Origin of the sequence: Streptomyces sp. L7 (genome assembly GCF_050990935.1) — a bacterium.
GTDB lineage: Bacteria > Actinomycetota > Actinomycetes > Actinomycetales > Microbacteriaceae > Leifsonia.
In genome coordinates this window covers 2842079-2853671 of the sequence record NZ_CP194644.1, presented here as the reverse complement: position 1 = coordinate 2853671, position 11593 = coordinate 2842079, and the positions used below count along the sequence as shown (strand labels likewise).

Annotated in this window: 14 protein-coding genes; 8 read left to right on the top strand and 6 right to left on the bottom strand. The window is 67.5% G+C overall.

Annotated elements, in window-relative coordinates; translation table 11 throughout:
• Positions 1-80 precede the first annotated feature (80 nt).
• On the top strand, positions 81-449 hold the full coding sequence (locus ACR5MH_RS14285) for a hypothetical protein (protein ID WP_431347810.1): 369 nt from the start codon (positions 81-83) through the stop codon (positions 447-449).
• 76 nt (positions 450-525) lie between these two features.
• On the opposite strand, the gene ACR5MH_RS14280 is transcribed toward ACR5MH_RS14285, so the two are convergent.
• Positions 526-810: a GNAT family N-acetyltransferase gene (locus tag ACR5MH_RS14280; protein ID WP_431347809.1), complete on the bottom strand. Its 285-nt coding sequence runs from the start codon at positions 808-810 to the stop codon at positions 526-528.
• 57 nt (positions 811-867) lie between these two features.
• Between ACR5MH_RS14280 and ACR5MH_RS14275 the strand changes: the two genes are divergently transcribed.
• The 6 genes from ACR5MH_RS14275 (at position 868) to ACR5MH_RS14250 (ending at position 5344) form a co-directional block, all read left to right on the top strand.
• A complete protein-coding gene (locus ACR5MH_RS14275) occupies positions 868-1752 on the top strand; it encodes a DNA-methyltransferase (RefSeq protein WP_431347808.1) in 885 nt (294 codons plus the stop codon).
• 313 nt (positions 1753-2065) lie between these two features.
• A complete protein-coding gene (locus ACR5MH_RS14270; RefSeq protein ID WP_431347807.1) occupies positions 2066-2305 on the top strand; it encodes a hypothetical protein in 240 nt (79 codons plus the stop codon).
• A 71-nt stretch (positions 2306-2376) separates the two neighbouring features.
• Positions 2377-3087: an ATP-binding cassette domain-containing protein gene (locus tag ACR5MH_RS14265; protein ID WP_431347806.1), complete on the top strand. Its 711-nt coding sequence runs from the start codon at positions 2377-2379 to the stop codon at positions 3085-3087.
• 123 nt (positions 3088-3210) lie between these two features.
• Positions 3211-4527: a hypothetical protein gene (locus tag ACR5MH_RS14260; protein ID WP_433861875.1), complete on the top strand. Its 1317-nt coding sequence runs from the start codon at positions 3211-3213 to the stop codon at positions 4525-4527.
• Between the two features lie 13 nt (positions 4528-4540).
• Complete coding sequence (locus tag ACR5MH_RS14255) at positions 4541-4828, top strand: hypothetical protein (protein WP_431347803.1); 288 nt, start codon at positions 4541-4543, stop codon at positions 4826-4828.
• A gap of 87 nt (positions 4829-4915) precedes the next feature.
• On the top strand, positions 4916-5344 hold the full coding sequence (locus ACR5MH_RS14250; protein WP_433861874.1) for a hypothetical protein: 429 nt from the start codon (positions 4916-4918) through the stop codon (positions 5342-5344).
• Positions 5345-5363: 19 nt separating this feature from the next.
• Here ACR5MH_RS14250 and ACR5MH_RS14245 read toward each other — a convergent pair whose 3' ends face one another.
• Positions 5364-5810, bottom strand: coding sequence for an SRPBCC family protein (locus tag ACR5MH_RS14245; RefSeq protein ID WP_431347801.1), 447 nt, complete (start codon positions 5808-5810; stop codon positions 5364-5366).
• Positions 5811-5919: 109 nt separating this feature from the next.
• Here ACR5MH_RS14245 and ACR5MH_RS14240 point away from each other — a divergent pair, with 109 nt between their 5' ends.
• Positions 5920-6747 (top strand): phosphatase PAP2 family protein, encoded by an 828-nt coding sequence (locus tag ACR5MH_RS14240; protein ID WP_431347800.1) that lies wholly within the window; start codon positions 5920-5922, stop codon positions 6745-6747.
• Between the two features lie 89 nt (positions 6748-6836).
• Here the strand turns inward: ACR5MH_RS14240 and ACR5MH_RS14235 are convergent, their stop codons facing one another.
• The 4 genes from ACR5MH_RS14235 to ACR5MH_RS14220 form a co-directional block, all read right to left on the bottom strand.
• On the bottom strand, positions 6837-7859 hold the full coding sequence (locus tag ACR5MH_RS14235; protein WP_431347799.1) for a LacI family DNA-binding transcriptional regulator: 1023 nt from the start codon (positions 7857-7859) through the stop codon (positions 6837-6839).
• Between the two features lie 73 nt (positions 7860-7932).
• Complete coding sequence (locus tag ACR5MH_RS14230) at positions 7933-9471, bottom strand: GH1 family beta-glucosidase (protein WP_431347798.1); 1539 nt, start codon at positions 9469-9471, stop codon at positions 7933-7935.
• Positions 9472-9474: 3 nt separating this feature from the next.
• On the bottom strand, positions 9475-10368 hold the full coding sequence (locus tag ACR5MH_RS14225) for a carbohydrate ABC transporter permease (RefSeq protein ID WP_433861873.1): 894 nt from the start codon (positions 10366-10368) through the stop codon (positions 9475-9477).
• A complete protein-coding gene (locus tag ACR5MH_RS14220; RefSeq protein ID WP_431347797.1) occupies positions 10365-11522 on the bottom strand; it encodes a carbohydrate ABC transporter permease in 1158 nt (385 codons plus the stop codon). The genes ACR5MH_RS14225 and ACR5MH_RS14220 overlap by 4 nt, the downstream gene beginning before the upstream one ends.
• Between the last annotated feature and the right edge of the window lie 71 nt (positions 11523-11593).

Here is an 11593-nt window from a genome sequence, read left to right as displayed (position 1 = left end):
CGCCCGACGCCGGCCCGGCGACCTTGGTTGTTCCTGTGTGTCCGCGGAACGCCCGGGAACCGTCCGGTACCCTGGACGGCGTGAATTGGTGGGCCGTGATCGTGTTGGGTGTCCTCGTCGTCGCGATCGTGACAGGCGTGAAGCTCGGCTGGATCGACCTCTCCAACAAGGCCACCCGCGGCTCCGGCAGCATGAGCGGCGCGGTCGGAGGCTCCTTCGACGAGATCTTCGCCCCCACCCGCCACGAAGCCCAGCAGGAGCTCGACCGCCAGTCGTTCCTCCCCGCGCCGGCCCCGCTCCCCGGCGACGGCGGTGAGGCGGGTGCGTTGGACGGGGGCAAGATCACGATCGACGTCGGCGCGGCAGGCCGCGGTCAGCGCGCCGAAGGGCGTGCGCCGTCCGAGGAGGGGCGCGCGACGACGCGGACCACGGCGTCGCACCGGGGCTGACCTCGCCGAAGGGCACGTACCCCCTCCCCCAAAAAAACCGAGGGATAAGGGCGTCAACGCGCGCCTCGACGCTTGCTCACCGCCGCTGCAACTCCCGGTACTCCGGGTGGTCCGCCAGCCACCGGCGCACGTACGGGCACGTCGCGATCACGCGCAGGTCCGTCCGGTCGCGCACGTCGTCGAGCGCCGTCTGCACCAGTTCCGACGCCATCCCGCGTTCGCGCTTCTCCGGGTCGACCTCCGTGTGCACGAACACGATCGCGTCGTCGCGGAGCTCGTATTCGGCGATCCCGATGACCTCGCCGTCCTTCAGCAGGGCGTAGCGGGACTGTTCGGGCTGGTTCTCGACGGTCAGGGTCATGCCGCCAGGGTACCCGGCCGCCCGTCGTGCGCCCGCGGATACGGGAGAATGGTGGACATGTCCGAGCCCGTCGCCGCCGCCCACCCGCTGTGGGATCCCGATGGGCCGAGCACGGTCGTGCACGGCGACAATCTGGAGGTCGTCGCGGGGCTGCCGTCCGGGGCGTTCCAGCTCATCTACCTCGACCCGCCGTTCAACACCGGCCGGTCGCAGGCGCGGCAGCGCACCACCGCTGTGCGGGCGGAGGCCGGCGCCGGCAGCGTCATCGGGTTCAAGGGCCGCAGCTATGAGCGAATCAAGGGCGACATCCTCAGTTACGACGACCGTTTCGAGGATTACTGGGGCTTCCTCGAGCCGCGGCTGATGGAGGCCTGGCGGCTGCTCGCCGACACCGGCACCCTCTATCTCCATCTCGACTACCGGGAGTCCCACTACGCGAAGGTGCTGCTCGACGCGCTGTTCGGCCGGGAGTCGTTCCTCAACGAGATCGTCTGGGCGTACGACTACGGCGCCAAGGCGAAGAACCGCTGGCCGGCGAAGCATGACACGATCCTGGTCTACGTGAAGAACCCCGGCGACTACTTCTTCGACTCGTCCGCCGTCGACCGGGAGCCGTACATGGCGCCGGGGCTGGTCACGCCCGAGAAGGCCGAACTCGGCAAGCTGCCCACCGACGTCTGGTGGCACACCATCGTTTCCCCGACCGGCCGGGAGAAGACGGGATACCCGACCCAGAAGCCGGAGGGCGTCCTTCGTCGCATCGTCCAGGCGTCCAGCCGGGAGGGCGACTGGGTGCTCGACTTCTTCGCCGGCAGCGGCACGACCGGCGCGGTCGCGGCGGCGCTGGGGCGCCGGTTCGTGCTGGTCGACCGCAGCCCGGACGCCGTCGCGGTGATGCGCGCGCGGTTCGGGGCGCGGCCGGAGGTGCGGTTCGTCGGTTGAGCACGGTCTGGCGGGCGTTTGAGCCCCTAGGCCGATCCGCTTGAGGTTCGAACCGCGGTGTGGTCGGGCATCAGCCATTAAGTCGTAGTTATGCCTGCATAGAAGCGGTGTCGCTTGCGATCACGCAGTCTCGACTGGTAGTCCTGTAGACAGACATTGAAATGTTGAGTGTTGCGCGGTAGATTTCGAGCTTTGGAAGCCGGGCAGGGAGTCTTCGCCCGGCGCGAATGCATCGGGTGAAGACCAGGGCTGCACGACCTCGGCTCTGTAGTCGTCTGCCCACTGTGGGGTAGGCCTGATTGAAGGAGAAAAGATGCTTTCGACGATGAGTGCTCTTCCAGGGTTCGGAATTGCACGGTTGCGGGCGACCGTCGACGGGATGATCGTCAAGTACGACGCCTGGTTCCTCGTGTTGCTCGCCGTTCTGCTCGTCCTCGCGTTCGTGGTCACGGCCGCGCTCGCGATCTGGTGCATCACGAACGGCAAGGGCGCGTTCACCGGCTCGTGGCGGTGGAACCAGTACGGGCTGGACGTCTGGGTCGAGTGCAGGTAGTCCTCGTCCGGTTCGGCATCGGGGGTGAGGATCGCACCTCACCCCCGATCTTCTCGACTGAGAGGAAACGCATGCTTCTTGAAGTGGAAAACGTCAGTTACTCCTACAACACGCGGGACGACGCCCTTCGCGAAATCTCCTTCTCGCTGGCGGGAGGCCAGATCTTAGGACTCATCGGTCCAAACGGCTCCGGAAAGTCGACGCTGACCAAGTTGATCGTCGATCTTCTTCAGCTCCGCCGCGGAAGGATTCGAGTGGATCGGCATCGAAACAGCAATAAGCGTGCGAAGACGAGCTCGATCTACCTCGCCAGCAATGAGAACATGCCCGAATTCCTGACGGGCGCGGAATACCTCCGATTCATTCATTCCCTCTATGGCGAGCCTCTCGACACGGCGACGATGGATCGGTACTTCCAGCGGTATCAGATGCGGAACCGCTCCGGTGACCTCATCGAGGACTACTCGCACGGCATGAGGAAGAAGCTCCAGCTGATTTCCGCCCTGATGCTGAAACGCAAACTCTCCGTTATTGACGAGACGCTCAACGGAATCGACCTGGATGCGGTCTATTCATTCAAAGAGGACGTCCGGCTCCTCGCGAGTAACGGTCGTTCCGTCGTGCTCTGCAGCCACGACTTTCGCATGCTCGAAACGGTGGCCGATCGGGTGCTCTTGCTCAATCATGGGATTCTCGCGATCGATTCATCGACGGCGGCCGTGCTCGAACAGTACGGATCGTTGGACCTGCTCGTCGAAGACTTCATCGCGGCCATGCGGTGACCGGCAATGCGAGTGCGAAGCGTCCTCATCCTTGTCAGGTTCTTCCTCGTCTTCCTGGTGCGGCGCGTCCTGAGCCGGGGAGTTCTCCGATCCAGGTCGGCGCGTTGGGCGGCAGCAGTCGCAGTGACCGGAGCGTTCATCGGCTACTGCCTCCTGAGCGTCGCCGTGCTCCGGCACATGTTCGGCGACGCGGAGTACATCGTGGCCATCCTCACGAGCGCGGGCATTTCAACGTTCTTCTGGGTCGCCGTCACGTATGCGATCATCCGCGTCCTCTTCTTGAAGGCGGACGAGCTGGTCCAGCTTTCGTTCGTGCTTCCCGTCACGAACAAAGAGAGAACGCTGGCGTTCGTCCTGTTCGAGGCGCTGATCGTGATGGCAGCCCTCTGCGCCGCATTCGGCGGGTTCGCAGTCGCGTGCCTGGTTCAGATCGGTCCGGCCGCGCTGTCCCTTCTGCTGACGAATATCGCGATGCCTGCGATCTCTCTCTATCTTTGCTTCAGTGCGGGATACCTCCTGTTCGAGCGAGTCGTGTCGAGATGGGGGCTCGCCAGGCTTAGGGGCTTGCTCCTTCCCGCGGCGCTCGCCGGTGTCCTGTTGCTCGCGTTTCACGTTGTGAACGCGCAAAGCGAGCGGTTCTTGAGAGCATTCGCCTCCGATGCGCAGTACTTCGCGCCGCAATTGCTCTACTCGTGGCTCGCCGAAACAGCCGGGCTCCTTCCCGCGACGGCCGTGTTCCTGGGCTTCTGCGTGGCCGGTGTCCTGCTGATCCAGCTGGCTGCCCCGCGCAGCTACGTGCCGGTAAAGCGCCACTTCAAGCTGCTCCCGTCGGGGCTCGCCGCCAGCCGGTTCGGCGCGTACCTGCTCGTTCTCGTGCGAAGTTTCGAGACCGGAGTGGTGCTCTTGTTCACCGCTATTGCGACGGTCCTGGTGTGGGTCAATGGGCTCGAAGTTCCACCTTTCGCTCTGCTTCTCGTCACGTTTCAGGGCGTCTACGCCTTTTCCAACTCCACCTCGGTGCGGAGGATCGGTCCGCAGACGGGGCAGCCGGTTATCGACTACTTGTGCCTCGTGGGAACGCAAATACTGCTACTGGCCGTCATGGCCGCTCCCGCGATTCTGGTGTCGACCGCCTCGGGGCTCAGCCCTCTCACCGGGCTGGCGGTCGTCGGCTTCGGAATCGCGAACATCATCCTGTGCAGCCTGGTCGGAATCATCTTCGCGCCGGAGCGAGGAAATCCCTTCTCGGTGCTCATCGGCGTGCTCCTGATGATGGTCGTTGTCGGAACCCTCGCGATCGGCCTGAACGTCTTCAACCTTCCCGGGAACGTAAATGTTGCATTCATCGCCGCCGGCACCGTTGTCGCGGCCGCCTACAGCATCTACGGGATACGTCAGATCGAAAGGAATCAGAGGCGCGAAAATGAAGTGGCTGCTTAGAGTCGGAACGTCTGTGATCGTTGGCCTCATCCTCACCATGGCCCTGACGATCGCAAGTCTGATCGGCATCATGTTCACCACGCATCCGGGCGATCCACGAAGTCACGGTCTCTTCGGAGCCGTCTTCTTCGAGGTCCGCGAGAAAGCGGATGGCGCGCTCGATGTCGGCGTCGGCCTTGAGGATGCGGTGCCCGTCGTCGTGACGTTCTTCGTCCTCTCCGGACTCGTCCTCGCTGTATCGACCTGCTTCGACGCATTGCGTCAGTACAAGAGATCACTGACGAGCGACGCTCGCGGCTAGATGCTGGTACGAGTACCTCTCTCGCGCCTGACCACGGTATTCGTAGTGGGGAGGATTGCGCGGGCCAATCGATGGTTTCTCGTAACGGTGCTCGGACTCTCCAGCGCGTGCGCCGGCCTCTCGGTCGTGGCGATGGCACCCGCCTTGGCGCAGCTCGCGGGCGCGTTTCTCCTGCATGCTCTGGGCGGTCTGCTCGCAAGCTATGTGGTGCACGAGTCGGCCCATGCGGCCCTTCTCAGACGCACGACGGGAATCCAAGTGGTCGAGGTCATCACGACCTTCTCCCGGTTCACGTTCGCACCGAAGGGAGTTCTGCGAGGAAGGAACATTGCGATGATCGGCGGCGCGGGACCCATCGCTGCCTTCGGGACGGGGGTCGCATTGCTCGTCCTCGTTCCCGCGTTGGGCCTGCACTGGTGGTATCTCGGGCACCTCCTGTTCCTGCTCCCCGTGTTCGGCGACGGCAAGAGCATCCTCGTCGGAGTGCGATCGTGGACTCGTCCCGTAACCCTCTAGAGCGGGAATAGCGTGAGGCTCAAGCCGGAGTCTCGACGTGCGCCTTCAGCGCCTTCATGGTGCGCCGGCTCTCCCGGGCGGCCATCATCGCGAACATCGGCTCGACGGCTCGGTACACGCCGTGCGTGGTGAGTTGGCCGATCCGGGTGACGTGGGTGACGCCTCCCCGGTCTTCGACGCCGTACACGATGAGCGCGTCGACGCGCCCGGACGGCTTGGCCTGGTGGAAGCGCAGCTCGTGGTCGGGGACGTCGTCGATCAGTTCGCCGCGCATCCGCCCGACCATCGTCGAGTCGACGTAGGTCGCGGAGCCCGGCTCCGCCACAGCCGCCGCGGTGGGCACGCGGGTCCCGCGGTAGACCAGCGAGTGGCCGAGCCACGCGGGGTAGGCATCGACCGCCCGCAGGGTCGCGTAGACGTCGTGCGCGGGCGCGTCGATCTGGATGGTGTCCGTGAAGCTCTTCATGGCGCCTGTCCTACACCGTGCGGCAGGGGTTGCGCACTGGCCGAATTCCTCGGGCCGTTCCGGTTCCTTCATGGAAGTTCCCGGGGACGGTGTGGAAGGGTTGTCTACTATGCGACCCGCGCCCGTCCGTCTGCTCCCGTTCGTCTGGGGCGCTCTCGGGACGGTCGTGATGTTCATCGGGATCTACCTGTTCTTCGTGCAGAGCTACATCGGCCAGGTGATCGACGAGCGGTCCTTCGCGGGCGCCGAGAAGTGGAAGGGCGACCTGATCGACTTCGCGCACGCGTTGCTCAACGCGCTGCCCGTCGCGGCCGTGGTGGCGGGCGCGATCATCGCCCTGATCATCGTGCTGGTGCGGCGCAACTGGTTGGTGTTCGCCGTCGCCGTCGGCGCGGCCATTGCCGCGAACGTGAGCACGCAGGTGCTGAAGTACTCGATCCTCTCCCGCCCGGAGAAGGGCGTGGACACCGGGCTCGCGAACTCGCTGCCGTCCGGCCACACCTCCGTCGCGGCCTCGGCCGCGCTCCTCGTCTTCCTCGTTTCGTCGCCGCGGCTGCGGCCGCTCGCTGCGGTGGTCGGCTCGGTGTTCACCATCGCGGCGGGCGCCTCCACGCTGGTGGAGCAGTGGCACCGGCCGAGCGATGTCATCGCCGGGATGCTCGTCGTGGCGTTCTGGGCCTGCATCGCGGGAATCGTCCTCGCCGCGCTGCGGCTGCGCCCGGCTGACCCGCCCGTGCGCTCGAAGCTGTGGGCGCTCGTCTGGATCGCCGGAGCCACCGGCATCGTCGCGACCGTCGCGCTGGTGGTCACGTACAACTCCACCCAGAACGGCACCGAGCATCTCTTCGTCGCCTACGCGGGCGGCGTCTCCGCGATAGCGACGACCGGCCTCCTCCTCGCCGTCATCGGCAACCGCCTCTACCGCGCCCTCGCCTGACCGTCCGCCACGCGCGAGTTCGCGACTAATCTGCCGAAAACCGCCGAGTACGCAGACTATTCGCGTACGCGGCAGGTGTCGGCAGGTGCTTACGAGCTTTGGCGGATGACGAGTTCGGTGGGGAGGAGGGTGACGCGCTCGACCGGCTCGCCGGCGAGGCGGCGGACGAGGACGCGGGCCATGGTCTCGCCGAGGCCGATGGACGGCTGGTGCACCGTCGTCAGCGGCGGCGTCGCGGTCAGCCCGAAGTTGTCGTCGTCGAAGCCGACCACCGCGATGTCGCCCGGGATGCTGAGTCCCGCCTCGTGGATGGCCGAGTACGCGCCGGCCGCCATCTGGTCGTTCGCGGCGAAGAGGCCGTCGATCGGGCGGCCGGTCGCCAGCAGCCGCCGCATCGCCTCCATGCCCGAGTACGGCGAGAAGTCGCCGTATTCGACCAGCGTATGGTCCAGCCCGTGCGCCTCCAGCGCCCGGCGCCAGCCGGTGTAGCGGTCGAGGCCGGCGGGCATGTCCTGCGGGCCGGTGATGAGCGCGATGTTCCGGCGGCCGCGCGCGATCAGGTGCTCAGCCGCCCCCGCCGAGCCCGCGACGTTGTCCACGTCCACGAAGTACGACTCGTGCTGCGCCTCGCTCACCGGGCGGCCGCCGAACACGATCGGCAGCGTCGAGCCGAGCTGGGCGTAGGAGTGGTCCCCGGAGTGGTGGGAGACCACGAGTGCGCCGTCCACGTTGCCGCCCATCAGGTAGCGGCGGGTCTTGTCGGGGTTGGTCTCCGACGAGATGACCATGTTGAGCGTGTACTCGGTGTCCGCCAGGCTGAGCGCCACGCCCTGCACGATGGACGCGAAGAACGGGTCGGCGAACACCTTGGCGGTCGACTCGGGAACCACGAGCGCGATCACCTGCGTGCGGCGTGAGGCCAGCGAGCGTGCGGCGCGGTTCGGCACGTAGTTGAGGTCGGAGATCGCACGCGTCACGGCCTCGACGACCTCCGGCGTCACCCGGGTGGACCCGTTCACGACGCGGGACACGGTCGCCCGGGAGACGCCCGCGCGCGCGGCCACGGCCTCCAGGGTGGGCACACTGCGGCCGTCCACCTGTTCCGTCGTCATGGGGTCCTCTCCTCGGGCCGCTCGGGGCCGGTCGCGTGTCGGCGCCGGGACGTCGGTCGACGCCCGACCTATGTTAGGCGCGGGCGGCGGCTGGTCCAGTGGGCACGCCCACGACCTCGGTGGCGCGCGCGGCCTCGGCGATGCCGGCCTCCTCGATGACGCGCGCGTACGCCCGTCCCGAGTCCTTCACCGTGCGCTTCAGCGTCTCGTAGTCGACGTGCACGATCCCGAAACGCTTGGCGTACCCCCACGCCCACTCGAAGTTGTCGAGCAGCGACCAGACGAAGTACCCGCGCACGTCCGCGCCCTCCGCGATCGCCTCCCGGACCGCGGCCAGGTGGTCGAGGATGTACGCCTCCCGCTCCAGATCGCGGATGCGTCCGTCGTCGTCCACGACGTCGTCGTACGCCGCGCCGTTCTCGGTGATGTAGAGCGGAGGCAGCGCCGGGTACTCGGCGGTCAGCCGCACCAGCAGGTCCCGGAGGCCATTCGGGTTGACCTCCCAGCCCATCGCGGTGGTCGGCAGGCGCCGGGACGGGAACGTGACGAACTCGCTGCCGACGAACGGCGACGCTTTGGGGCGGTCGGTCGGCACCGGCGCGGCCACGGCGTCCGCGGGGAGCGGCCGGCCGCTGACATTGTCGTCGTGGTAGTGGTTCACCCCGAGGAAGTCGATCGGCTGCCGGATGACGCCGAGGTCGCCGTCGTGCACCAGCTCCTCGAAGCGGTACTCGCGGAGGTCCTCCAGCACGTCGGCAGGGTAGGTGCCGTCCAGCAGCGGGTCGAGGTACATCCGGTTCCACAGCCCGTCGATGCGGCGCGCGGCGTCCAGGTCGCGGGGGTCCTCCGGGTCGTCGGGGATCGCATTGGTCAGGTTGAGCGTGATGCCGACGCGCAGCTCCTCGGCGCGGCCGTCATGCTCGGCCGCCAGGTCGCGGATCGCCGCGGCCGCAAGCCCGTGCGCCAGGTGCTGGTGGTGCAGTGCGGCCAGCGCGGCGCGCGGCTCCCGGCGGCCGGGCGCGTGCTCGCCCGCGGCATACGCGATCAGGGAGGAGCAGAGCGGCTCGTTGAACGTCGTCCAGTGCGACACGCGGTCGCCGAGCGCGTCGTACACGGCCACGGCGTAGTCGCGGAAGCGGTACGCCGTCTCGCGGTTCGCCCAGCCGCCGCGCTCCTCCAGAGCCTGCGGCAGGTCCCAGTGGTAGAGCGTCAGCCAGGGCAGGATCCCCGCCCCGAGCAGCTCGTCGACCAGACGGCTGTAGAAGTCCAGCCCGGCCCGGTTGACCTCGCGGTCGCCGGGCTTGACCCGCGCCCACGAGGTGGAGAAGCGGTACGACTGGAGGCCGAGCTCCCGCATCAGGGCGACGTCCTGCGGCACGCGGTGGTAGTGGTCGATCGCGCGCTCGGGGCTGTCGCCGCCGGCGATCGCACTGGGCACGCGGGCGAACGCGTCCCAGATCGAGTCCTCCTTGCCGTCCTCGTGGGCGGCGCCCTCGATCTGGGCGGCCGCGGTCGCGGAGCCCCACAGGAAGCCGGTGGGCCAGCGGAGCCGGTCGGGCCGGCGCGCCGCCGAGTCGAGCGAGGGGAGGGCGGCCGTGCGGTCGTCGGTCATTCGTTAGCCTTTCACCGCGCCGGCCATGATGCCGGAGACAAGCTGCCGGCCGGCGAGCACGAAGAGGATGAGCAGGGGGATGGTCGCGAGCACCGCTCCGGCGAGCACGATCGAGTAGTCGACGTATTTCGCCGACTGGAGCTGGCTCAGCGCGACCTGCAGGGTCGGGTTCTGCGGGGCGACGAGCAGCGGCCAGAGGTAGTCGGTCCACGCGGTCATGAAGGTGAACAGGCCGAGGATCGCCATCGCCGGCCGCGCCGCGGGGACGCCGACGTGCCAGAAGGTGCGGATCATGGTGGCGCCGTCGACGCGCGCGGCCTCGATGAGCTCCTCGGGGATGACGTCCACCAGGTACTGCCGCATGAAGAACACGCCGAACGCCGTGACCAGGGTCGGCACGATGACCGCGCCGAGCGTCCCGGTCCAGCCGAACTGCTTCATCACCATGAACAGCGGGATGATGCCGAGCTGGGTCGGCACGGCCAGCGTCCCGACGACGAACACCAGCAGCCCTTCGCGGCCGCGGAACCGCAGCTTGGCGAACGCGTACCCGGCGAGCGTCGAGAAGGAGACGACCGAGACCGTGATGACCGTGGAGACGATGATCGAGTTGCCGAGCGCCTGCCAGAACGGCACGGTGTCGAGCACGGCGCCGACGTTCTTCCAGAACTGGCCGCCGGGCAGCAGCGGAGGCCAGGTCGACGTGAGCACGGTGCTGTTGCTCGATCCGGCGACGAACGACCACCACAGCGGGTAGGCGCCGCCGACGAAGATCGCGAGCAGGATGCCGTAGGTGAGGAAGCCGGGACGGCGGTCGATGCCGAGCGCGCGACGACGAGGGGCGCGCTCCTTCGGGGCGGCCGTGCGGGAGGCGGCGGGGCGGGTCGCGGTGGTCATATGTTCTTCTCCTCGCTCGCCGCGGCCAGCGCGAGGGCGCCCTCGGCGCTCGCCGCGGGGTCGGCGTCGGAAACGGGGTCGGTCGCGGTGGAGGCGGTCGCGGAGGCGCCGTTGGAAAGGGCAGCGGCGCGGCTGCGCGCCAGCCTGCGGGCCGTCCGCGATCGGTGCACGCGCGCCTCGGTGGAGGCGATGCGGCGGGAGATCAGGAAGTTCAGCACGCCGAACAGCACGATGATGAGGAACAGCATCCACGCGATCGCGGACGCCCTCCCGAAGTTCTGGCGGTTGAACGCCATGTCCCACAGGTAGAGCACGGTCGTCTGGTACTGCCGCTGCGGGCCTCCCGGCACCGCGCTCGACGGGTTGAAGAGCTTGGGCTCGGTGAAGATCTGCAGTCCGCCGATGGTGGCGGTGATGATCACGAAGATCATGGTGGGCCGGATGCTCGGCAGCGTGATCGAGAAGAACCGGCGGAACGACCCGGCGCCGTCGAGGGCGGCGGACTCGTGGATGTCGCGCGGGACCGCCTGCATCGCAGCCAGCAGGATCAGCGCGTTGTACCCGGTCCAGCGCCAGTTGACCATCGTCGCGATCGCGATGTGCGAGGGGAAAGTCTCGGTCTTCCACATGACGGGGTGGAGGCCGACGGCCTGCAGGATGTTGTTGATCAGCCCGTACTTCTCGTCGAACGCGCTCGAGAAGATCAGCGTGACGGCGACGGGGGTCACGACGTAGGGGAGGAGCACGCTCATCCGCCAGAAAGTCTTGGCCCGGATGTTCTGGTCCAGCATCGCGGCGATGAACACCGCGGCGAGGAGCTGCGGGATCGCGGAGAGCAGGAAGATGCTGACCGTGTTGAAGAGCGAGTTCCAGAAGAACGGGTCCTTCAGCTCGGTGAGGTAGTTGGTGAAGCCGACCCATTCGCCCGGACCGGTGAGCAGGTTCCAGTTGTTGAGGGAGACGACGAACGTGTAGATCAGCGGGAACAGGCCGACGAGCGCGAAGAGCACGAAGAACGGCGCGATGTAGAAGTACGGCGACGCCTTGACGTCGAAGCGGCTGAGCTTCTGCTTGAAGGTGAGTGCCCGGCGGTCGTCGCGGTCGCCCCGGGCCGCCGCGGGGGCGGCCTCCGGGGTGCGGGTGACGGTGGTCATGCGGTTCTCCGTGGGGGAGGGGAGCGGATGGTGCGGGTGGAGGTTCGGGCCCCGCCGCCGACAGCAGCGGG